The organism is Maribacter ulvicola, from assembly GCF_900155985.1.
Classification (GTDB): domain Bacteria; phylum Bacteroidota; class Bacteroidia; order Flavobacteriales; family Flavobacteriaceae; genus Maribacter; species Maribacter ulvicola.
Window position 1 is genome coordinate 699,291 of sequence record NZ_FTMA01000001.1, and the last position, 21,695, is coordinate 720,985.

A 21,695-nucleotide genomic window follows, 5' to 3' on the forward strand; every position below is an offset into this window, starting at 1 on the left:
GGTTATGTTAAAACGTAGCGCTTTCTTATTCTTTTTAATGATCAATGTTCTGGCTTCTTTTGCTCAAGAAGAACTGGTTTCGTATACTATTGGTGAAAAATTCCACGATAAATACAGGTACTCTAACATGCTTGCCATTGCAGATGATGGTAGTGAAGGTACTGTTGTAGTTCGTGCCTATTATACCGGAATTGTTTTAAGACCTAAGGGGTATTTTATTGAGCATTACAATAAAAATCTAGAACTGGTTTCTGAATATAATTATAAACTTAAAAATGCTAATTTTATAGATGCCTATGTACGTAACGGGCAAGTTTATTTGTTGTTTTTGGAGTACAACTATAATGCTAGAAGTTATCAGTATGAAGTGCATAGAAGCCCCTTCTCTCAATTTCAGTTTACAAAAGAAACCTTGCTGTCTATAGCGTCTGACCCGGTAGAACAGCCTTTGGATAGAAATTTCTATAACAGAAATTTCTCGTCTGGGTTTACCACTTCTATTTTATTCAATGATGAAAAGTCGGCATTTGCCATAACTACGCACTATAAGAAAAGAAAGATCGATCAGCATACTATTCATGTTTTCGATGCCAATCTAAATAAATTAATGGAGCACGATTTTTCTGATGAGGTAGAAGAAAAAAACTATGCTTTTGAAAATATTGTTTTTTCTAAAGATTTACAGAATGTCTATTTGGTAGGTAAGGCCTATTTTAAAAAAAAGCGTTTTAATGCTACGGAACGAAAGTTTCAGTATGAGATGGTCAGAGTTTCAAAAAGCGGTAGAAGCGTACAATCTTTCTATACTCCCGGTAAATTTCCAGAATCTCTAAAACCTATTTTTAAAGAGAATGAGCTGTTATGTATCGGTTTTTATGCGGATAGAAAGGATAATAGATACAACGGTATTTCTTATTTTAATTTAGATCCCAACTCTTTAGAATTGAAGGCTGAAAAATTTAATCCGTTTTCTGAACAGTTTATGATGGATAAGTTTGGGCGTGAAGATGATAAGGCTATTAAAGATTTGGTATTTAAAGGAATGACTATCACCAAGGAAGGTAATATTTTGTTCAATGCAGAGGAGTATTTTACAAGTAGAAGTGTACAGTCTAACTCTAGCGGTGGTCGTGTAATGGTTACTAGATATCACCATAATGATATTATCAGTGCAAAATTGAGTCCGGTGGGAGATTTAATTTGGGCAAGGAATATCAATAAAACGGAGGTAACCCAAGGCGATGGTGCATATGCATCCTATAGTGCTTACACTAAAAATGATATCACCTACTTTTTCATCAGTACATCTTCAGAAAACCCTCAGCAATTGAGTGAAGACCGTATTATGTTTAAACAAGGATTAAGTAGAAATAGAAATGTATTTTTAATTCGTTTAGATAAAAACGGGCATATGAAATACAACAAGGTTATTGACGATACCGAAGCACGCTTGCCTTTAATGGTATCTGCACCTTATATTGATTATCTGCATGATGAATTAAGATTCTATGCCAAAAGAGGTACAAAAAAGCAATTGGTTCAAGTAAGTGTTAAATAATCTGATCCCGTGTTTTGAAATTATAAGAAATTCTAATGCCAAGCCCAATTGTTCTGGTGTTATAATTATCTTTTGAGTACGATTGTGCATTAAAATCTAATTGATTGAGCGCTTTACCGGCATTCAAGCCATTATAAATTAGGTAAAATCCGTAAGTAGCGTTGTTAGACCACTTAGATTCTTCAATACCTAAAGCAAAAGACCAATAATACATTTTTGCAGTAATCTTTTTTTCTAGTCTAATATTATCAGAATCTAAAAAATTACCTATCGCCTGTATTTTGCCGAAATGATATTTTGGTATTAAAACAACGCGCGTACCTTCTTCTTCATAAAATAGCTTTGGCGAAAATCCCCATATGAACCCTTCGAAGTGTTCATTTAAGTAGGCAGCGTATGTTGGTGGTCCTGTTTGATCGGCACCAAACATTTCTTGTGAGTTTAAGCCGTAGTAGTATGAAACATCAACTTCAGGAGCAATAAATTTGTATGAAGTCAATTCAGAGCCGAAAGTTATTTTATAAAATATATTGTCGTTAAATTCTTCATCTATAAAAACATCGTATTCACCATAAAGACTTGGTGTGGCCAATTGGCAAAAACAATGGTAATTAAGAAAAAGAAGTGCTACTACGAATATGCTTTTCATTCAACCAATTTAAATAATTATAAAATGAAACTATAAAATATTTTATTAGGATTATTTCCATAATTTTGGAATAAATCCTAATATGAAATCAGATTTTCCTGTAAAAGGTAGGGGAGCCCAAAAAAATACCAGTAATAAATTCTCTACGTATAGTTATGAAACACGAGATGATTTTCTTGAGTTTTGCCGTTTAGAAGGGGAAGTTGCTGACAGGAATAAAACCCAATTCTTACCTATATTTCCAAAAACGATAGTAAATAAAGTAACTAGTCCAGATGTGGGTATGAGTTACTCTATGAACATGTACCAAGGTTGTGAGCACGGCTGCATTTATTGTTATGCTAGAAATGCACATGAATTTTGGGGCTATAGCGCGGGATTAGATTTTGAACGAAAAATTCTGGTAAAGCATGATGCTCCAAAACTTTTGGAAGCAAAATTGAAAAGTAAAAGCTGGAAAGCTTGTACCATAGTCCTGTCGGGCAACACAGATTGTTATCAGCCTGCAGAAAAAGAATTTCAACTGACCAGAAAGTGTCTAGAGGTATTCTTAAAATATAGACATCCGGTAGGGATTATAACCAAAAACGCTTTGATTTTGCGTGATTTGGATATTCTAAAAGAACTTAATGAATACGGATTAATAGGCATCAATATTTCGGTTACTTCCTTATCTGAAGAAACGAGAAGAATAGTAGAACCTAGAACTACGACTATTAAAAAACGGCTTGAAGCTATTCGCGTATTATCAGAAAATGGTATACCGGTAAATGCCATGTTGGCACCGATTATACCAGGAATAAACAGTCATGAAATTTTGAATTTGGCTAAGGCGGTTTCAGAACATGGAGCTGTGTCCATGGCATTCACCGTAGTTCGTTTAAACGGGGCAATTGGTGAAATATTCACAGATTGGATTCGTAAAACCTTACCCGACAAAGCAGAAAAAGTATTACATCAAATTCAAGAATGCCACGGTGGTAATTTAAACGACAGTAGATTTGGTGTGAGAAGCAAGGGCGAAGGTAAAATTGCTACTCAAATTCATGATATGGTGCGTTTGGCTAAACGGAAGTATTTTAAGAATACATCTTTTCCTAAGCTCAATATAGATTTACATGAATCTTATAAAGATGGCCAGTTGAAGTTATTCTAAGCTTAATTCTTTTACGTAGATGTATAGACTGTCTGACTAAACATTTGAGATGGTACTGTCATCTCTAAAAGTAAAATTATCCCCTTTAGTTTTTATTAAAAAATTTATTCAAGGGTAGTTATTAAAGTTAAGATACGTTGCTCTATGGTGAGAAAATTACAGGCAGATTTCTCTCTAAAAGTAAAAAACGGATTTTCTGTTTTTTTGATGAAATGAAGTCGCCTATAGGTGTTGTGGAAAATTGAATTGATGATGATGTAATTTATTTTTTCAATCCTTGATAAAAAAATATTTTTCTCAAGGATGAGTACAACTATATGTTAACGAGGGTATTATTAGATATGAGTCAAAAAAAATAGCTTTAAAATCAGTGGGTTAAAATTAAAAACCTTGCAGTTGAATACGGTGAAAAAAATCTTTTGAAAGTTTTGTTAAGAAAAAATCCAAACGTTAAATCCAAGCGTAGATAGGAGGAGTACAATAAATATTAGAGCTATTTATAAACACCGATAACACTTCCAAATAAGATATGAAAAATTTAAAAAAGAATACCGAAAAAACGGAGAGAACGCCTTTCTTCTCCAGAATGAAACATCTAATTGAAAATGCCAACGCATGGGGCGTATTTGTAATGGGTAGCACATTTGTGTTAATGTTTGGTTCGGCTTATCTAGCTTATATATTGCAAAACGACTTTACTCAATTGCATTTAGAAAGAAGAAGCACCATGATCGGATTAATTTTTATGATCGTTGCTGCTGCCTTTTTCGTTTTTAAATTGAGTTTCTTCATTTATACATTTATACGATTTTTAAAATATAAAGCAATACCATCGGTTTCTGATGAAGAATTGCCTACGGTTACGGTTATTGTTCCTGCCTATAATGAAGGAAAGCAAGTATGGGCAACGTTAAAGAGTTTAGCGGTAAGTGATTATCCAGCGCATAAAATTCAATTATTAGCTATTGATGATGGTAGTAAAGATGATACTTGGACTTGGATGCAAGAAGCTAAAAAGGAATTGGGAGATAGAGTTTCTATCTGTCAGCAACCTAAGAACATGGGTAAACGTCATGCATTGTACAGAGGTTTCAACGAAGGTACCGGAGAGATTTTTGTTACCGTTGATAGTGATTCTATTGTAGATAGAGATACGTTAAGGAATTTGGTGAGTCCGTTCATAGTTGATGAGAATTGTGGTGCGGTAGCTGGTAATATTCGCGTGCTCAACAATAAGAAAGAAATTTTGCCTAAAATGCTAGACGTGAGTTTTGCACTTAGTTTTGAGTTTGTACGTTCATCAGAAAGTACGTTGAATTCGGTATTGTGTACACCAGGCGCTTTAGCAGCTTACAGAGCTACAGCGGTATTCGGTTGCCTGGATGAATGGATCAATCAAACATTTATGGGGCAAGCTTCGGATATAGGGGAAGATAGGGCAATGACCAACATGATATTAAAACAAGGTTTCCACGTATTGTTTCAAAGAAATGCATTAGCGTATACTAATGTTCCTGAAAAATATAAAGGACTTTATAAAATGTTCATTAGATGGGGTAGAAGTAATGTACGAGAGAACATTCAAATGTCTAAGTATGTATTTACTAACTTTAGAAAAGGTCCTAAAGCAGGTGCAAGATTATTGTTCTTTAGCCAATTTTCAAGAATTGTATTGTGTTACCCATTTGTACTTTTCATGTTAGTTTTTGTTCTTACACACCCATTATTATTCTTAAGTTCTACTTTTGTAAGTATCATGGTCTTATCAACATTTCCAGTATTGTTCTATGCTAAAAGATATTCAATTTCTGAATCAATTTGGGCGTATTCATATAGCATACTTTTTACATTCGGTCTTTTTTGGATTACGCCATATGCGCTTGCTACGGCAAGTAGAAGTGGGTGGTTAACAAGAGAATTGCCACAGAAATAGGCATGATGTTCTCTTAAAATGAAAAAGGGTCTCAACTTAAATTGAGACCCTTTTTGAATGTTTTTATGTGGTTTGGCAAGTTTAGCTTAAATTTTTTAATGGATTCCATTCTTGGTAAAATTGTTCTAAAAAGTCAATCATATATTGGTGTCGCTCATGTGCTAGGCGTTTGCCTGCTTTGGTGTTCATTTTGTCTTTAAGAAGTAATAATTTCTCGTAAAAGTGATTTAATGTGGGTGCTTCTGATTTTTTATATTCTTCTTTGGTCATTTCTAGATTAGGAGGTATGCTAGGGTCATAGAGCGCTCTATTTTTAAATCCGCCATAGTTGAATGCACGAGCAATACCTATAGCGCCAATAGCATCTAGACGGTCGGCATCTTGCACTACTTTAAGTTCTTTGGATGTAAACAGTTTTCTCTTCATTTTACCATCAATTAGGCTGACTTTGAAAGAACTGTATTTAATGATGTTTGTTACATGATTAATTGTTCTTTTAGGCACGCCTAGGCCCAACAAAAAATCCTCTGCCATTTTGGGACCTAAGGCTTCATCGCCATCATGAAATTTAGCATCTGCAATATCATGAAGAAGTGCACCAAGGCTAACCACCAATAGGTTTACATCATTTTCTTCTTTCGCAATGAGCATACTATTGTTAAATACACGTTGAATATGAAACCAGTCATGCCCTCCTTCGGCATCTTTCAATGATTCTTTAACAAAAGTGATGGTTTCTTCTACTATTTCTGAATTTGTCATTTAAAAGAATTTATACCGCTAACTACGGATGCTTCAATTTGTTTGATAAGGTCATCTAGGTTGCCCTTGTTTTCTAAAGGTTGTTGTACTTCTAAGCGAACCTTGGCACCTAATCCCATTGGAAATTGCCCATATCTTACCAGTTTCCAAGAGTTATTAATGCTAATAGGTACTATTAGGGCAGAAGGAGACTTTTTAAGAAGCATTTTAAGACCCATTGGTTTAAAAGGTTTTGGATGTCCGTCCCTGCTTCTTGTTCCTTCGGGGAATATTACCGCACTTCTATTGTGCTTTTCAATGTAACTGCCTAGTTTGCCTATTTGCATGATTGCAGATTTACCATCTTTTCTATCAATAAGTACAGAGCCACCGTGGACAAGGTTAAAGGAAACACTAGGGATACCCTTTCCCAGTTCTTTTTTGCTTACAAATTTTGGATGATGTTTACGCATGTACCAGATAAGAGGAGGTATATCATACATGCTTTGATGATTTGTTACGATGATCAATGGCCTTTCTGTAGGTAGATCATAATTATTGGTGAAACTATAAGTAGTACCTAAAATATTCGTGCTTCTCATTAAGCAAAAGTTGAGTTTGCTTACTACAGGTTTTAAACCATTATATCCGAAAATTTTAAGTCCCAACCATTGTATTGGATGGAAAATGAGTAGGCATAGCCCAAATGCTATGAAAAAAAAAGGAGTTATTATATAGGAAAGCAACTTCTGCATTTTGCAAAAATAAAAAACCGCTCAATTAGAGCGGTTTTTTAATCCTATTATTTTGTTGAAAATTAGCCTAAGCTATACACTTTAGCAAAACTCATCGTAAGCTTGCGCTAAATTCTGAGCGATCATTTCCGCTGGTCTTCCTTCAATGTGGTGACGTTCAATCATGTGAACCAATTCACCATCTTTGAACAATGCCATAGATGGAGAAGAAGGAGGGAAGGGCACCATAAGGTTTCTTGCAGCATCAACTGCCTCTTTATCTACACCAGCAAATACAGTAACTGCATAATCTGGTTTTTTACCGTTTTGCAAGCTCATTTTAGCTGCAGGTCTTGCATTTGCTGCCGCACAACCACAAACAGAGTTTACAACTACTAAAGTGGTTCCTTCTTTATTAATGGCATTTGCAACTGCATCTGCTGTATATAATTCTTGAAATCCGGCAGAGGCCAGATCTTCTCTCATTGGTTTTACTAATTCCGCAGGGTACATATTTTTAAATGTTTAAATTAAACTATTACAAAGATAATCAATTAGTCGCAGCACTCGCTCAGACCTTAACTTTTCATTCGTCTAACTTTCTAAGGGTAATATTTTATCTTTGGCAAAATTGAGAATACGAAATGATTAAATGGTTGGGGGCTGTAGTAGGCTTTTTTTTAAGAGGATTGTCCGGAGCAGTATTAGGTTTTTTTGCCGGAAGTATTATTGATAGTTTTTTTGGGTCTAATAAAGGCAATGCACGTAGCATATTTGAGGACTATACAAGACCAAATGTTACCGCTGCGGATTTTGAATTGAACCTGCTATCACTTTGTTCTATTGTTATTAAGGCAGACGGGCAAGTAAGCCGGTCAGAAATGGATTATGTGCGCCAGTATTTTGTTAGTACTTACGGTAAGGACAAGGCTAATGCTATTTTTAGAAGTTTTAATGAAATCAATAAAAAAGGACAAATATCCGCACAAAGCGTATGTACATTTTTGGCACAACGTACACGCTATGAAGTCAGGTTACAGTTGCTTCATTTTTTGTTTGGTATTGCACAGGCAGACGGTAGCATCAGTAATCCTGAAATACAAAAAATTAGAGAAATAGCCGGCTATCTTAGGGTATCGCTAAATGAATTTGAAAGTATAAAGGCCATGTTCGTAAAATCTGCGAACAACTCTTATAAAATTTTAGATGTAGAGAAATCTGCTACAGATGCAGAAGTTAAAAAGGCCTATAGGGAAATGGCTAAGAAATATCATCCAGACAGGGTAAATACACAAGATGAGGCCATAAAAAAAGGTGCTGAGGAGAAATTTAAACAAGTTCAAGCGGCATATGAGACTATTCAAAAAGAACGTGGATTAAATTAAATACTTAAAATAGATTTTATTATGCAAGAATTTTGGTTTTATGTAACATTAGGTTTACAGCATGTATTAGATATTAATGCATATGATCATATCCTTTTTTTGGCAGCGCTGACGCTTCCTTTTACGTTTAATAGTTGGAAGAAAGTTTTACTGTTAGCTACGGTATTTACATTTACCCATTGCTTGGCTCTCGTGTTTTCAGTGTATGAAATATTAGTTGTAGAAGCAAGTTGGATCGAGTTCTTGATCCCTGTGACAATTGTAGCGACCGCTATTTTCAATTTGGTAGATTACAGAACTGAAAATGAAAATAGGACTATTTGGTTTCATGTATGGGCTACCGCATTTTTTGGATTAATTCATGGTTTCGGATTTTCAAATTATTTTAAGATGATGATTATGGGAGAAGAAGATAAGTTAGCCCCTTTATTGGGCTTTGCTGGCGGAATAGAACTTTCTCAGGTGGTAGTGGTGTTGCTGGTATTGATTTTGGCTTCTATATTTCAAAGGCTTTTGAAGGTCAAAAAAAGCATATTTGTTGCCATAGGTAGTGGTCTCATAATACTAATTACACTACCATTGTTATTTGAAACATTTCCCTTTTAGATTGTTAAAGTTTAGCCTAAGATATTGTCGGTACTAACCAAAGCAGGTACCTTGGGTTTAAAAGCTTACCGTAAATGAACAAAGAAAAGCAGTTAAAATATGATAGGGCCTATTTAAGAATGGCTAAAGAATGGGGTATGCTTTCATCATGTAAGCGAAAGCAAGTAGGAGCCATAATCGTCAAGGATAGAATGATTATCTCTGACGGATATAATGGCACCCCAACCGGTTTTGAAAATTATTGTGAAGATGACGAGGGATATACCAAATGGTATGTTTTACACGCTGAGGCCAATGCCATATTGAAAGTGGCAGCATCTACCCAATCTTGTCAAGGTGCTACATTATATATCACTTTATCACCTTGTAGAGAATGTAGTAAGTTAATACACCAATCTGGCATTAAACGTGTGGTGTATCAAGTAGGATACAAAGATGATTCAGGTTTACAATTTTTAGCAAAGGCAGGAGTTGAATTACAACATATGCCAGAAATAAATGTTATTAACTAACGTTTACTCTAATGATGAATAAAAAATACAGTGCTCTATTTCCTTTAATTATCGCTTCTGCGCTTGCATTAGGGTTTTTTATTGGTGGAAAACTGAATTTTAATGATTCTCCAGAACGTCTTTTTTCTACTAATTCAAAAAAAGATAAACTCAACAGACTTATAGATTACATTGATTATGAGTATGTAGATGATGTAAATACCGATAGTATTGTAGATGTAACGGTAAACAGTATCCTAGAAAAACTAGATCCTCATTCGGTTTATATTTCAGAACAGGAGTTGTCTGGTGTAACAGAAAACATGAAAGGAGATTTTGTGGGTATCGGTATCAACTTTTACGCTTATAAAGATTCCATTGCGGTTATTAAAACAGTTAAAGACGGACCTAGTTACTCCAAGGGTATTTTACCAGGAGATCGTATCCTTATGGCAGATAATGATACTTTATTCGGGAAAGATTTTCCAAGTAAAATTATTGTAGAGAAATTAAAAGGTAAAGAAGGTACTTCCGTAAATTTAACTGTATTTAGAAAATCTGAAAATAGAACCTTTAATGTTAAGGTAAATCGTGGTATTGTTCCCCTAAAAAGTGTTGATGCTTATTATATGCTTACCAAAGACATTGGGTATATAAAGGTGAACCGATTTGCAGAGTCCACTTATAAAGAATTTAAACATGCTTTGCTAAGATTGCAAAAGCGTGGAGCTAATAAATTGGTGTTGGACCTGCGTGATAATCCTGGTGGTTATTTAGGTATGGCCGAGGAAATGGCAGATGAATTTCTAGAAGATGGTAAGCTAATTTTATTTACCAAGAACAAGAAAGGAAAGATCAACAAGAGTTATGCTACAGATGACGGTAGCTTTGAAGACAAGCCAATTTATGTATTGATCAATGAAAGGTCTGCTTCTGCTAGTGAAATAGTAGCAGGTGCATTGCAAGATAATGATATAGGAACTATTGTTGGCCGTAGATCTTTTGGTAAGGGCTTGGTACAGCGTGAAATGGCTTTGGGTGATGGCTCTGCGGTAAGGCTTACGGTTTCTAGATATTATACGCCCACAGGTAGAAGTATTCAAAAAACCTATGCTAACGGGACTAAAGACTATTATCAGCGTTTTACAGACCGGTTCCATAGTGGTGAAATGATTTCTGTTGATAGCATTAAGGTAGCGGATTCTTTAAAGTTTGTTACTCCAAAAGGAAAGATTGTTTACGGCGGTGGTGGTATTATCCCCGATGTATTCGTGCCCATTGGCAGCAATGAAGAAGAAGCTGTTGAGAGTATGGATAACCTAGGTTTTTTATCCTTTTTCGTCTTTGAACATTTAGATGAAGATCGAGAAAGATATGCTCAATATACCCAAGAAGAGTTTGTGAACGATTTTAAAGTAGATGATATTCTCTTTGAAAGATTTGTCCAGTATTCTGTAAATAGAGATCTAAGAATGAATTTCTACGATTATGAGGAAAGTATAAAAAGGTTTTTAAAGGCCAATATAGCAGAACAGTTGTTCAATGCTAATATACACGCTAAAATTAAAGCTGATGAAGACCTTATGCTTCAAAAGGTCTTAGAACTAGATAATGGCATAGCGCAACAAAAAGAATCTACTGAAATTAAGATCAATGATTAATCTTTGTTTATTTTATCTTGAATCTTTCTACTGGTAACGAACACCAAAAGAAGCACAATGGCGCATAATGATGCCATAATTCCTATTAAAGCTATGGTACTATTCTTTTCAAATGGATCAGAAAAATTTACTAGAGTTACATTATAGGCTATAAGTGCTACTGCAATTACTATGAAAATTATAGATAACGTCTTGCTCATAAATTTGTTTTTATAAAAATACAACCTTCTAGTGGCCTAGAAAAGTTCATTAATGTTAGTGGTGAATAATTTAACAGCTATAGCCATTAAAATTACTCCAAATACCTTTCTAATAACGTTTACTCCGTTTTTACCTAGCATACGCTCAATCTTAACAGAAGATTTTAACACTATAAATACGAAGACAATATTAACAATAATGGCAACGATAATATTTTCAACAAAATATTCTGCCCTTAACGATAATAACGAGGTAAGTGTACCTGCACCTGCAATTAAAGGAAATGCAATAGGTACAATAGATGCGCTTTCCGGTTCATCATCTTTGTATAGTGTGATACCTAAAATCATTTCAATGGCCAAAAAGAAAATAATAAAAGCTCCTGCTACAGCAAAGGAATTAACATCGATTCCTATTAAATTTAATATTTCTTCTCCTAGAAATAGAAAGGCTACCATAATTACTGCGGCAACTACAGAGGCTTTTTCAGACTGTATATGACCTACTTTTTTTCTAAGACCAATGATAATGGGAATACTTCCTAAAATATCAATGACGGCGAATAGCACCATACTGGCGGTTGCTATCTCTCTTAAATCAAAATGAAAACCCATCTTTCAAGTTTTTTGCAAATTTACGTTTATAAATATGCATTTGCATATTTATTGTTATAATTTTCTGAGACCTATATTTTATAAAAAATGTATCTTGCGCCCTCTAAATTAGGTTATGTTTCAATTAGGGAAAACCATAGTATCTGAAGAAATAATAGAAAACGATTTTGTGTGTAACCTTAGTGCATGCAAAGGTGGTTGTTGTGTTGATGGTGAGGCAGGTGCGCCTGTAGAAGATTCAGAAACTGAGATTATGGTAGATATCTATGCAAAGGTTAAACCATTTTTAAGACCCGAAGGTATTGCGGTCATTGAAGAACAAGGTGCTTTTGTTAAGGGTGAAGATGGTGAATGGGAAACCCCTTTGGTAAATGGTAGTGAATGTGCCTACGTTGTTTTTGATGAAAAGAAGATTGCTAAATGTGGTATAGAAGAAGCGTATAACCAAGGAGAAATTACATGGAAAAAACCGGTTTCATGTCATTTATACCCCATACGGGTGCGTGAGTATACAGAGCTGACGGCCGTTAACTATCATAAATGGCAAATTTGTGATTCGGCATGTGCTTTGGGAGATGAGTTAAAAGTGCCAATTTACAAATTCGTAAAGGAAGGTTTAATTAGAAAATTTGGTGAAACCTGGTATAATGAACTAGAATTGGTGGCCAAGGATCATCTTAAATAGTAGGGATATATATAACGATCTGTGTGCCTATTGGGTTGGTGTGTTCGTCAAATTTATCAATGATGTCCACATGAAAATAGTTTTCATAGTCCCGTGAAAAATTAGCCAATCTTTCTTTGGTGATATCTATACCTACAGATTTTCTTTTTAATATTTTACTGTCCTTTATTTTCTGTGCAGCATCTCTACCTACACCGTTGTCTGTAATAATTATTTCTATAAATCCGTTTTTACCTTTAGCAATTTCTAAGTCTATGTTTTTTAAACCATCTTTAGAGGAAAGACCGTGCCATAATGCATTTTCTAAAAAGGGTTGTAGAATAAGAGAAGGAATTTTAATTTGATGGGTGTCTAGGTCATCTTTTATATGAACATTAAAGTTGATTTCATTAGAAAACCTAATATTTTCAATATTCATGTATAATTCTACCGTTTCAAGTTCTTCTGCCAATGAGATTTCTCGTTGCGATGAGGCTTCCAATATTTTACGCACAAGTTTGGAAAACTTATTTAGATAATGAACAGCATTTTTCTTTTCATTATTTATAATATATAGTTTGATTGAATTAAGTGAATTGAATAAAAAATGCGGATTCATTTGACTACGTAGCATACTTTGTTCCAGTGTCAAAAGTTTTTTGTCGGCATTTAGTTGACTCTGACGATATAGAATATAAAGGATACCTATCAATAGAATTAAGAAAATACCAATGATGATAAGCATGGTCTTATTCTTTTTCAATTTTAAACGTACAGATTCATTCTCTTGGGCAAGACGTTCTAGTTGGTTTGCTCTAATTTGAGATTCATACCTTAAAATCATGTCATTTACATATCTTATGTTGAGTGACTTTGTTATACGTTCTTCATATTTTTTAGATTCTTTAAAGTATTTCATGCCTTTCTCATAATCATCCCTTTTGATCCAAAGTTCAGACAAGAATTTATTGGAATCTGCTTTTTCGGCATTGAGTTCATATTTTTCGGCAAGTGCTAGACCAGATTCTAAATTGGTTTCTGCGGCATCGTAATTTTCCTGTCTAATGAAGGCCCAGCCTAAATTAATGTATATATTGGTGATTATTTTATATTCGTTTAGAGAAATAGCCTTTAATAAATTGGATTGTAAAATACGTATCGCTTCTTGTATCTTACCTTGATGAACATATATGTGCGCAATGTTATAATTGCATTTTATCTTGCCAGTTTTAGAGTCTATAATTTCATAATAGACCATTGATTTTCTAAAGTTTTTTAAGCCTGGTTCAAGTTTACCTTGAGATTCATAACACTCTCCTAAGTTGAGGTGATTTATGGCTAAACCTAATTTGTCATTTAGCTCCTTTTCTAGGAACATTGCTTTTTCATACTTCTCAATGGCTAGTTCATATTGCTCAAGCATTTGGTAAATACCACCAATATTATTTAAAGCTATTATGATACTCCGTTTTAGACCTGTGCTTGGGTTTGTTACAGTTTCGGCTAACTCTAGTGCATCTTGGCTATAGTCCAAAGCAGAGTTGAAGGCGTCTGTATGTCTATATACAGTACTGATCATGTTAAGGCTATAAACTTTACATTCAATATTGTCGGCATCTACAGACGCTTTTAGTGCTTCTTGGTAAAGGTCAAGTGATTTTGAATATGAAGATTGGTTGCGGTAAATATCACCTAGGTTATTTAGGGCATATGCCTGTCCTGTATAGTACTTTTTAGATAATGACCTTTGTTCAATATATCGTAATGCAGTACTGTCAATGTTAAAAGTGCCTAGCAATTTATCTATCTCTTGACATGTTTGCGGTGTTACAACCAACAAACTGTCCACACGGTCCTGTAAACGTGGTGGTATGTCTTGAGAATTACCGTCGTGTGAAAACACAAAAGTGTACAGAAGAAAAAAAAGAATTTTGTACCTGAATATATGCACTATACGTTTATGGAAAAAGCTTAAGTATTATGTTACAACCAATTTAATGATTTATAACATGTCTAAAAAATCAGATTTTTTTTGTCTGGATACCGGTATTTTATGATTAGATTTTAGGACTACATACCCATCGGTCTTCAAAAATTCCTTTATTTTATTTAAATTGATAATATATGAATTGTGAATTCTAAAAAATGAATCCGAAGGTAATAATTCATTCACTTCTTTTAATTTTTTAGTAAGTACAATTTTTTGACCGTCACTTAAAAATATAGTACTATAGTTGCCGTCAGATTCTGCATATAAAATTTCATTACTTTCTAAGAATAATAATTTTCCATCGGTATTAAGGGTAATGCGTTTGTGCACTGCCCTGGAGTTATAATTTAAGAGTGCCATTTCAAGATTTTCGACGGAGAAGTTCTTACTATGATATTTTTTAATTTTTACAATAGTTTCTTCTAAATCATCGGTATCTATAGGTTTTAATAGGTAATCTAATGCTTGGCTCTTTATTGCTTTCAGAGCATATTGGTTATAAGCCGTGGTTATAACAACGGGAAAACTTTTATTTGTGAGCTTTCTAATGAATTGAAAACCATCCATAGTGGGCATTTCTATATCCAAAAATAAGCAGTCCGGAGTATGTTTTTCTAGGTAAGCTAGGGCTTCGTTGGGATTAGTAAACGAGGCTACCACGTTGATTTCATCACTAAAGTTAGTAAGCTCCCAAGTTAAGCTTTGAAGTGCTTTTATTTCATCATCAACAATTACAGCTTGTATCATAAAAATTGGGCTATCAATCAAGAAAGTTATGAAAAATTAGGCGCTTGTAAAGTTTTTGACTAATTAATTTGTGTCAATGGATGTGATTGTGGTGTAATCGGTATATTTTGGACTAAAGGCGTTGTTGCTATTATTCCATATAACAAAAAGAAAGAATTAAGCTTTAAATATTTTCTATGGTTAAGTTTTAAATTATTTGTGTTCCGTTTATACATAAAAAGGGGCAGGTTATACAAAATAGGATGAACAGTTTTAAGCATAAATTTATCTTTAGCAAAGAACTTTAATATGTTGTAAGTATAGGTGACATGTGAGAATGCATTATACTGGTATCATTGATAGTGATTTTATTATAGGCCTTTCAAATTTTGTCAAATGAAAAGAGGGTTAATTAAAATGTATCGCTTACAATTAAGGTTCAAGAACATGATATGACCAAACCATAACAATAAAATTTTTTAATAATCATGCTATATATTATACAGATTTTGGGTAAACCCCTTAAAATGTTTTGCTTCGGTTTTATACCGTTGATTTTATTAGCAGGTGCTTCAAAGAGAGATTTTGAAAAGTTAAGGCTGGATAAAGGTACTTGCAGCTTTAATATTGATGGCAAATTAAGTTTTCATTTAAATGGTGTGGCGAATTTTCAAAATAAAACGGAAGTAGATAAGTTTGGAAATAAAACAGATAAGTTACTATTGATTTTTAATACCTGTGATGATAAAAAAATACAAACGTTAGAATTTGTAATTGCATCTAAGGCGAAAGGAAGTCAAGGATTGCCTGAGGGTAAATATAAAATTAAAAACTTAAACCGCTTAATGAATAATTTTAGTGGGGTTTATGGTTTTGCAGATTTACGGGAGGTAAGCGAACTACCTTTCTTTATAAAATCTGGCGATATAATTATTACAGAAAGTTTTTCTAACAAGGTTGATGGTAAGTTAGAAGTACAATTGCAAAATGCAGAAGGAGAATTATTGAATGTAAAAGGTTCTTTTAATGCAGCTGTTAAAGTTTAAATAAAATAAAAGTTAGTACGGTTCTTTATAGGGTAGTGTATGTTATCTTATATCTAATGTTTGAGCGCCAAAATAGTATTATTACGACTTGTCGTAAAATTACATTCTAAGAAAAGGTTTCGGGGGAACTACCTTTATTAGACTTGGTGGGCATTTTTCAAAAAAAAAGAGACATTAGTGGGGCCGTACATTTTTTTACACCTAGGATAATTTCAAATTTCGTGCCTTGGGTTACTTCAATTAATATGTTTTTTCCATTAATTTCATCTATAGAGCTGATAGTTAAAAAAGTAGATATAAATATTTACTTGATCATTAAAAGGTAAAGGCTAGATACTTACGTATTAATTTTTAAAATGTCTTATATTCAATGTGAGGAGGGTGTACCCCAATGGTATATGCCCACGGTATGGTAAGGATATTAGTTGATAATTGGCTAGGAACTAAATTGTTGTTTTGATAGTAATAGTAAAACAAAAAAGACCCGATATTTAGGGGTCTTTTTTATAAACGGCTAAGCCGAGGTTAAGTAAGGGGATTTTTATTTATCGTTTTTGATATATGGTCTTAATACTATTGTAAAGAGTAGTGCAGCTGCATATATCATTAATATTGTGATGTAATTTTCCATAGACTAAACAATAAAGTATAAGTTATATACGAGTAATCTTTGATTTTGGATCAAGGAAACTTAATAGTTTTATCAAAAAAATATTTTAAAAAGCCATTTTCAGAATATTTTTTAAGCTAGACCATTGGTGGATCAGTCTTTGTTTAAACAGTTCAAAAGAATAATGTTTACTCTTTTTGTAGATATAAAAAGATAATTTTGAAGCCAGAAGTAAACCGGCATAGACGAATATTGCTTGTAGGTATGGGGACATACACAAAATAACAAAAAAGTAAGTAAATTCTTACGTTTAAAATATGCATTTCATCGAATAATTATATTTTTTCGATGAAATGCAAGTTTCTCTATGCAGTCAATGGTTGGTTTTGTTTTGGACTATAGAAAATTATCAACCTTTTTGTAAGCTTCAATAACGGCTAGCTCACCTTCTTTATTTCCTCTAGAATTACCGTGCTCCATACCAAGTACGCCGTTGAACCCTTTTTCATGAATCCATTTAAACACATTATGATAGTTGATTTCGCCGGTGGTAGGTTCATTTCTACCAGGGTTATCTCCTATTTGTATATAGGCTATTTCTGACCAAGAAGCTTCCATGTTTGGAATTAGGTTTCCTTCTTGAATTTGTTGGTGGTAAATGTCAAACAAAATTTTACAAGAAGGAGAGTTTACAGCTCTACAGATTTCAAATGCTTGTGGAGAATCCGTCAAAAATAGCCCGGGATGATTTCTAAAATTAAGAGGTTCCAAGACCATAGTAATTTGATGGGGTTCTAAAATAGCAGACGCTTGCCTTAGGCTTTCTACCACATTAGCGGTTTGGTAGCCCATTCTAAGATTTAGATCTACATGGCCTGGTACAACAGTCATCCATTTAGCATTAACGCGCTTGGCTACTTCAATAGAGTTTTTGATGTCATTTAAGAATTCTTCTCTTTTAACTTTATCGCCAGAAGCAAGATTAGGAGTTTTCCAGTGTATATCATGCGCTACGAACACTCCCATTTCCAAACCACGTTCTTTCATGGTTTTCGCCATCTTTTCTTGAAGTTCTACCGGGCGATTACGCATCCCGTTATCTTCAAATGCGGTATAACCTTGATCAGCCATAAAGTTCAGCTGGTCAATTGGGTCTTCACCTGCAAGATGTTTAAACATACCTAAATGAGGCGCATATTTTAAATTATACTTGTGAGCTTTTGTAGTGGAATCTAAGGTATTTGCATATGATAGGGTGCCACCAAGGGAAATTGCACTTGTAGTTAATGCAGATTTTTGAATAAAGCTTCTTCTTTTCATGAGTATTTATATAATTGATAATAGCCAAATGCAAGTATTTCATTGCTTTTGGCTATGGAATATTAAAATATTAGTTGATTATAAAGACCAGGCCTTACCTTCTGTAAGCTCCTGTAGGTCGCCACAAGGTATATATTCTCCTGGTACAGGTAAATATGCCAATACCTTTTCGCCTACGTACTCAGAGGCTTTATATCCCCAAATGGTCATTCCTCTTAAGTTATTGGAAAAAGCAAATCTAGATATCTCATCCTCTAATTCTGCCGTGGTACCTTCGGATATGGCCTTAGTATAGCTGTTGATGGTCTCAAACATTTCTGCTTGTTGGTCTTTAGTGTATTTTAATGATTTAGCTAAAACAGGTTCTAGGTCTTCAGTAGTTAAATCTTCAGCTTTTTCTTTACCGGTATCTACCAATGCTTTGTCAATGAATTTTTTCATGGACATCTTTAGGAACTCTTGTTGTTCCTTTTCCATGACATCTTGTGCAAACTTGTCTATGAAAATATCGACTTGTACTTCAGAGGCAGCAGGGGTATCCGTTTTTGGTAAAATGATGTCTACCAGTGTCGTTAATATGTTACCTTCCGTTTGTGTTAAAAATTCAGGAGTCCAGCTAATGGCAGGCTCACTTTTACAACTTTGTACGATAGATAATAGGGTTGGGGTAGCCACCATATATCCAAGTGACAGCCCCATATTTTTTAATACGCGTCTTCTATTCATTATATGTTTCCTTTTTTAAGTTCCTTAACCGCATGATCTGCAGCTCTAGCCGTAAAGGCCATATATGTTAATGATGGATTTACGCAACTGGCAGAGGTCATAAATGACCCATCGGTTACATATACATTAGGTACATCATGTAATTGGTTGTTTCCGTTTAAAACAGATGTTTTTCTGTCTCTGCCCATTCGGGCTGTACCCATTTCATGGATTCCTAAACCTAAGGCACTTTCGTTATCATAACCTTTTACATCTCTAAGTCCGGCTTTTTCTAGCATATCAACGGCCGACTCTAAAATATCTTTACGCATTTTAAGTTCGTTTTCTTGAAGTTCGGCATCAAAAGTTACCGTTGGTAGACCCCAATCATCCAGTTTATCGTAGTCTAAAGTGAACCTGTTGTTTTCATAAGGTAGTACCTCTCCAAAGCCCATCATACCAAATGTCCATCCGCCTGGTTTTAAAACGGCATCTTTTAAGTCTTTACCGTGAGATAGTTCGGCAATAGATTCTTCCCAGTTACCTCTAGAGGCTCCACCTTGATAGCCAAATCCTCTCTTATAATCTTTTCTATCAGAATCTCCGCCTAGGTTTCTAAATCTTGGAATATAAATTCCACTAGGCTTTCTACCTTTATAATACTTATCCTCAAATCCGTCGAACTTGCCAGAAGCACCTACTTGAAGTTGGTGGTCCATAATATTACGTCCTAATTGATCAGATTCATTACCCATGCCATTAGGGAAGCTTTCAGATTTAGATTGCATTAATATAGAAGTAGATGCAATTGCAGATGCGCACAAGAAAATAACCTTGGCTTTAAATTCAAAAGTTTCTTTGGTATTTGAGTCAATTACCTTAACACCTGTAGCTTTCTTGGTTTTTGGGTCATAAATTACCTCATGTACAATTGAATCAGGCCTAAGTGTCATATTACCGGTAGCTTCAGCTGCGGGCAACGTAGAAGATAAACTGCTGAAGTATGCTCCAAAAGGACAGCCTCTAATACATCTATTTCTAAATTGACATTTACTTCTACCGTCAAATTGCTTGGTTCCTGTAATGTGGGCAGTTCTTCCTGCAGTTACTACACGACCGTCAAAATTTTCAGCAACTTTATCACGAAATTCTTGTTCTACACAATTTAAATCCATCATTGGTAAAAATTTACCGTCTGGTAATTGTTCTAGACCTAAATTTTCGCCACTTACGCCAATATACTCCTCAACTTTGTCGTACCAAGGTGCAATATCTTTATAGCGCACAGGCCAATCTATGGCAATACCTTCTTTTTTGTTGGCTTCAAAATCAATATCACTTAAACGGTAGCTTTGACGTCCCCATTGTAGAGAACGACCTCCTAGATGATAGCCTCTCATCCAATCGAATCGTTTAGTTTCGTTATATGGGTGTTTTAAATCATTTACAAACCACATGTTACTCGCCTGGTTGGTAGTATATCCCGTTCTGTTTTGTTTTGGTTGTTGCTCTATGATTTTTTTAGTAGGTTGACCGGCATTAGGAAAATCCCATGGGTCCATATTCGCAGTCTCGTAATCTTCTATATGTTTTACCATACGACCACGTTCTAAGACTAGTGTTTTAAGGCCTGCTTCGCATAATTCTTTTGCGGCCCAACCGCCACTGATTCCTGTTCCTACAACTATAGCATCATAGGAGTCCTGCTCTTCATTGTAATAAAATTTGCTCATAAAAGTTGTTTATTCTCTAAATTTATTAAATATAAAGTTAATTCTATACATTTATTGTTTAATCTTATTGCGAAATCCTCTAAAATTAGCATCTTGCATGATTAATAAACCAAGTAATAATTTTGGCTCAAAAGCTTAAGATTATAATTCAAACAACAACAAATTACCAAAAATGAAAAGAAAAAGTTTTATCAGAATGGCTTCGGCTGTTGTAATTGGAATCTCGTTATTAACAACTTACGCTTGTAAGGAAACGAAAAAAGAAAAAGTAGAAACTGCTGAGATAGGCGAAAAGACTGCTAACACGGAACCGTTTTTCGAGTTATCTTTAGCACAGTGGTCTATTCATAAAATGATCAGAGAAGATGGTGTAGATCCATATTCATTTGCTGAGAAAGCTAAGAACTGGGGGTTTACAGGATTGGAATATGTTAGCCAATTATATAACCCAGAATTGGAAAAAGCCAACTATTCTGATGAGGCGATGGCCAATTTCGTTGCAAAATCTAACGAAGAGGCAAAAAAACATGGCATGAAGAATGTTTTGATTATGATAGATGGTCAAGGTAATTTGGCCGTTAGTGATGAAGCAGAGCGAAACAAAACGGTTGAAAAACATAAAAAATGGGTAGATGCCGCAGCAGCTATGGGTTGTCATGCCATAAGAGTAAACCTAAGCGGTAGTAACGTTCCTGAGCAATGGATCAAGAACTCGGTAGATGGACTTACAAAATTAGCGACTTATGCAAAAACAAAAAATATTAATATATTAGTAGAAAATCACGGAGGCCTATCTTCTAACGGTGAACTTCAAGCTCAGGTTTTGAAAAAGGTGAACATGGATAACTGTGGTAGTCTTCCAGATTTTGGAAATTTCTGCATTGAACGTAAACCAGATAGTTGGGATTGCGCAAAAGAATATGATAAATATAAAGGTGTAAAAGAACTAATGCCATATGCAAAGGCGGTAAGTGCAAAATCTAATAATTTTGATGCAGATGGTTATGACACGGGTATAGATTATGTGCAAATGTTGAAAATTGTAAAAGATGCAGGTTACAAAGGTTTTATTGGTGTAGAATATGAAGGTTCTGAAATTAGTGAAGAAGAAGGAATCATTGCTACTAGAGATTTATTGATAAAGGCAGCAAATGAAATAGAGTAATCTTAAG

21 protein-coding genes are annotated in these 21,695 nt (G+C 34.4%); 10 read left to right on the forward strand and 11 right to left on the reverse strand.

Going from position 1 to position 21,695, the window contains the following annotated elements:
• Nucleotides 1-4: 4 nt before the first annotated feature.
• Complete coding sequence (locus tag BW936_RS03030; RefSeq protein WP_076546837.1) at nt 5-1,558, forward strand: hypothetical protein; 1,554 nt, start codon at nt 5-7, stop codon at nt 1,556-1,558.
• Here BW936_RS03030 and BW936_RS03035 read toward each other — a convergent pair.
• Entirely contained in the window at nt 1,551-2,207 is a 657-nt protein-coding gene (locus BW936_RS03035; RefSeq protein ID WP_143744047.1) for a hypothetical protein, read from the reverse strand. The genes BW936_RS03030 and BW936_RS03035 overlap by 8 nt on opposite strands.
• A gap of 82 nt (nt 2,208-2,289) precedes the next feature.
• Between BW936_RS03035 and BW936_RS03040 the strand changes: the two genes are divergently transcribed.
• Nucleotides 2,290-3,363: a PA0069 family radical SAM protein gene (locus BW936_RS03040; RefSeq protein WP_076546839.1), complete on the forward strand. Its 1,074-nt coding sequence runs from the start codon at nt 2,290-2,292 to the stop codon at nt 3,361-3,363.
• 586 nt (nt 3,364-3,949) lie between these two features.
• Nucleotides 3,950-5,296: a glycosyltransferase family 2 protein gene (locus BW936_RS03045; protein ID WP_244156182.1), complete on the forward strand. Its 1,347-nt coding sequence runs from the start codon at nt 3,950-3,952 to the stop codon at nt 5,294-5,296.
• 81 nt (nt 5,297-5,377) lie between these two features.
• On the opposite strand, the gene BW936_RS03050 is transcribed toward BW936_RS03045, so the two are convergent.
• From BW936_RS03050 to BW936_RS03060, 3 genes are all read right to left on the reverse strand, one after another.
• Complete coding sequence (locus BW936_RS03050; RefSeq protein WP_076546841.1) at nt 5,378-6,058, reverse strand: HD domain-containing protein; 681 nt, start codon at nt 6,056-6,058, stop codon at nt 5,378-5,380.
• Nucleotides 6,055-6,639: a lysophospholipid acyltransferase family protein gene (locus BW936_RS03055; protein WP_317042871.1), complete on the reverse strand. Its 585-nt coding sequence runs from the start codon at nt 6,637-6,639 to the stop codon at nt 6,055-6,057. Before BW936_RS03055 ends, BW936_RS03050 begins: the two co-directional genes overlap by 4 nt.
• A 234-nt stretch (nt 6,640-6,873) precedes the next feature.
• Entirely contained in the window at nt 6,874-7,284 is a 411-nt protein-coding gene (locus tag BW936_RS03060; protein ID WP_076546843.1) for a BrxA/BrxB family bacilliredoxin, read from the reverse strand.
• A gap of 131 nt (nt 7,285-7,415) precedes the next feature.
• Between BW936_RS03060 and BW936_RS03065 the strand changes: the two genes are divergently transcribed.
• The 4 genes from BW936_RS03065 (at nt 7,416) to BW936_RS03080 (ending at nt 10,914) form a co-directional block, all read left to right on the forward strand.
• Nucleotides 7,416-8,156, forward strand: a complete 741-nt coding sequence (locus BW936_RS03065; protein WP_076546844.1) for a TerB family tellurite resistance protein — start codon at nt 7,416-7,418, stop codon at nt 8,154-8,156.
• Nucleotides 8,157-8,177: 21 nt separating this feature from the next.
• Nucleotides 8,178-8,762 carry a HupE/UreJ family protein gene (locus BW936_RS03070; protein ID WP_076546845.1) on the forward strand — a complete coding sequence of 195 codons (585 nt, stop codon included), beginning with the start codon at nt 8,178-8,180 and terminating at the stop codon, nt 8,760-8,762.
• 74 nt (nt 8,763-8,836) lie between these two features.
• Complete coding sequence (locus tag BW936_RS03075; protein WP_076546846.1) at nt 8,837-9,274, forward strand: deoxycytidylate deaminase; 438 nt, start codon at nt 8,837-8,839, stop codon at nt 9,272-9,274.
• A 14-nt stretch (nt 9,275-9,288) separates the two neighbouring features.
• The gene (locus tag BW936_RS03080; RefSeq protein WP_076547943.1) at nt 9,289-10,914 is read left to right on the forward strand and encodes a S41 family peptidase; all 1,626 of its coding nucleotides are present in this window, start codon (nt 9,289-9,291) and stop codon (nt 10,912-10,914) included.
• Here the strand turns inward: BW936_RS03080 and BW936_RS03085 are convergent.
• The gene (locus tag BW936_RS03085) at nt 10,911-11,114 is read right to left on the reverse strand and encodes a hypothetical protein (RefSeq protein ID WP_076546847.1); all 204 of its coding nucleotides are present in this window, start codon (nt 11,112-11,114) and stop codon (nt 10,911-10,913) included. The two genes, BW936_RS03080 and BW936_RS03085, sit on opposite strands and share 4 nt — an antisense overlap.
• 36 nt (nt 11,115-11,150) lie before the next feature.
• On the reverse strand, nt 11,151-11,729 hold the full coding sequence (locus BW936_RS03090) for a MarC family protein (RefSeq protein ID WP_076546848.1): 579 nt from the start codon (nt 11,727-11,729) through the stop codon (nt 11,151-11,153).
• 115 nt (nt 11,730-11,844) lie between these two features.
• Between BW936_RS03090 and BW936_RS03095 the strand changes: the two genes are divergently transcribed.
• Nucleotides 11,845-12,414 (forward strand): DUF3109 family protein, encoded by a 570-nt coding sequence (locus BW936_RS03095; RefSeq protein ID WP_076546849.1) that lies wholly within the window; start codon nt 11,845-11,847, stop codon nt 12,412-12,414.
• Here the strand turns inward: BW936_RS03095 and BW936_RS03100 are convergent.
• Nucleotides 12,407-14,296 (reverse strand): tetratricopeptide repeat-containing sensor histidine kinase, encoded by a 1,890-nt coding sequence (locus tag BW936_RS03100; RefSeq protein WP_244156158.1) that lies wholly within the window; start codon nt 14,294-14,296, stop codon nt 12,407-12,409. The two genes, BW936_RS03095 and BW936_RS03100, sit on opposite strands and share 8 nt — an antisense overlap.
• 99 nt (nt 14,297-14,395) lie before the next feature.
• On the reverse strand, nt 14,396-15,130 hold the full coding sequence (locus tag BW936_RS03105; protein ID WP_076546851.1) for a LytR/AlgR family response regulator transcription factor: 735 nt from the start codon (nt 15,128-15,130) through the stop codon (nt 14,396-14,398).
• Nucleotides 15,131-15,597: 467 nt separating this feature from the next.
• Between BW936_RS03105 and BW936_RS03110 the strand changes: the two genes are divergently transcribed.
• On the forward strand, nt 15,598-16,155 hold the full coding sequence (locus tag BW936_RS03110; RefSeq protein WP_143744048.1) for a hypothetical protein: 558 nt from the start codon (nt 15,598-15,600) through the stop codon (nt 16,153-16,155).
• A gap of 1,006 nt (nt 16,156-17,161) precedes the next feature.
• Here the strand turns inward: BW936_RS03110 and BW936_RS03115 are convergent.
• From BW936_RS03115 to BW936_RS03125, 3 genes are all read right to left on the reverse strand, one after another.
• A complete protein-coding gene (locus BW936_RS03115) occupies nt 17,162-18,085 on the reverse strand; it encodes a hydroxypyruvate isomerase family protein (protein WP_076546853.1) in 924 nt (307 codons plus the stop codon).
• A 78-nt stretch (nt 18,086-18,163) separates the two neighbouring features.
• Nucleotides 18,164-18,811: a gluconate 2-dehydrogenase subunit 3 family protein gene (locus BW936_RS03120; RefSeq protein WP_076546854.1), complete on the reverse strand. Its 648-nt coding sequence runs from the start codon at nt 18,809-18,811 to the stop codon at nt 18,164-18,166.
• Nucleotides 18,811-20,523: a GMC oxidoreductase gene (locus tag BW936_RS03125; protein WP_076546855.1), complete on the reverse strand. Its 1,713-nt coding sequence runs from the start codon at nt 20,521-20,523 to the stop codon at nt 18,811-18,813. Before BW936_RS03125 ends, BW936_RS03120 begins: the two co-directional genes overlap by 1 nt.
• Before the next feature lie 172 nt (nt 20,524-20,695).
• Here BW936_RS03125 and BW936_RS03130 point away from each other — a divergent pair, with 172 nt between their 5' ends.
• A complete protein-coding gene (locus BW936_RS03130; RefSeq protein WP_076546856.1) occupies nt 20,696-21,688 on the forward strand; it encodes a sugar phosphate isomerase/epimerase family protein in 993 nt (330 codons plus the stop codon).
• The last annotated feature ends 7 nt before the right edge of the window (nt 21,689-21,695 follow it).

Excerpts from the sequence above, each read along its gene's own strand:
- BW936_RS03030 (WP_076546837.1), top strand. The coding sequence starts at position 5 with ATGTTAAAACGTAGCGCTTTCTTATTCTTTTTAATGATCAATGTTCTG.
- BW936_RS03035 (WP_143744047.1), bottom strand. The coding sequence starts at position 2,207 with ATGAAAAGCATATTCGTAGTAGCACTTCTTTTTCTTAATTACCATTGT.
- BW936_RS03040 (WP_076546839.1), top strand. The coding sequence starts at position 2,290 with ATGAAATCAGATTTTCCTGTAAAAGGTAGGGGAGCCCAAAAAAATACC.
- BW936_RS03045 (WP_244156182.1), top strand. The coding sequence starts at position 3,950 with ATGAAACATCTAATTGAAAATGCCAACGCATGGGGCGTATTTGTAATG.
- BW936_RS03050 (WP_076546841.1), bottom strand. The coding sequence starts at position 6,058 with ATGACAAATTCAGAAATAGTAGAAGAAACCATCACTTTTGTTAAAGAA.
- BW936_RS03055 (WP_317042871.1), bottom strand. The coding sequence starts at position 6,639 with ATGAGAAGCACGAATATTTTAGGTACTACTTATAGTTTCACCAATAAT.
- BW936_RS03060 (WP_076546843.1), bottom strand. The coding sequence starts at position 7,284 with ATGTACCCTGCGGAATTAGTAAAACCAATGAGAGAAGATCTGGCCTCT.
- BW936_RS03065 (WP_076546844.1), top strand. The coding sequence starts at position 7,416 with ATGATTAAATGGTTGGGGGCTGTAGTAGGCTTTTTTTTAAGAGGATTG.
- BW936_RS03070 (WP_076546845.1), top strand. The coding sequence starts at position 8,178 with ATGCAAGAATTTTGGTTTTATGTAACATTAGGTTTACAGCATGTATTA.
- BW936_RS03075 (WP_076546846.1), top strand. The coding sequence starts at position 8,837 with ATGAACAAAGAAAAGCAGTTAAAATATGATAGGGCCTATTTAAGAATG.
- BW936_RS03080 (WP_076547943.1), top strand. The coding sequence starts at position 9,289 with ATGAATAAAAAATACAGTGCTCTATTTCCTTTAATTATCGCTTCTGCG.
- BW936_RS03085 (WP_076546847.1), bottom strand. The coding sequence starts at position 11,114 with ATGAGCAAGACGTTATCTATAATTTTCATAGTAATTGCAGTAGCACTT.
- BW936_RS03090 (WP_076546848.1), bottom strand. The coding sequence starts at position 11,729 with ATGGGTTTTCATTTTGATTTAAGAGAGATAGCAACCGCCAGTATGGTG.
- BW936_RS03095 (WP_076546849.1), top strand. The coding sequence starts at position 11,845 with ATGTTTCAATTAGGGAAAACCATAGTATCTGAAGAAATAATAGAAAAC.
- BW936_RS03105 (WP_076546851.1), bottom strand. The coding sequence starts at position 15,130 with ATGATACAAGCTGTAATTGTTGATGATGAAATAAAAGCACTTCAAAGC.
- BW936_RS03110 (WP_143744048.1), top strand. The coding sequence starts at position 15,598 with ATGCTATATATTATACAGATTTTGGGTAAACCCCTTAAAATGTTTTGC.
- BW936_RS03115 (WP_076546853.1), bottom strand. The coding sequence starts at position 18,085 with ATGAAAAGAAGAAGCTTTATTCAAAAATCTGCATTAACTACAAGTGCA.
- BW936_RS03120 (WP_076546854.1), bottom strand. The coding sequence starts at position 18,811 with ATGAATAGAAGACGCGTATTAAAAAATATGGGGCTGTCACTTGGATAT.
- BW936_RS03125 (WP_076546855.1), bottom strand. The coding sequence starts at position 20,523 with ATGAGCAAATTTTATTACAATGAAGAGCAGGACTCCTATGATGCTATA.
- BW936_RS03130 (WP_076546856.1), top strand. The coding sequence starts at position 20,696 with ATGAAAAGAAAAAGTTTTATCAGAATGGCTTCGGCTGTTGTAATTGGA.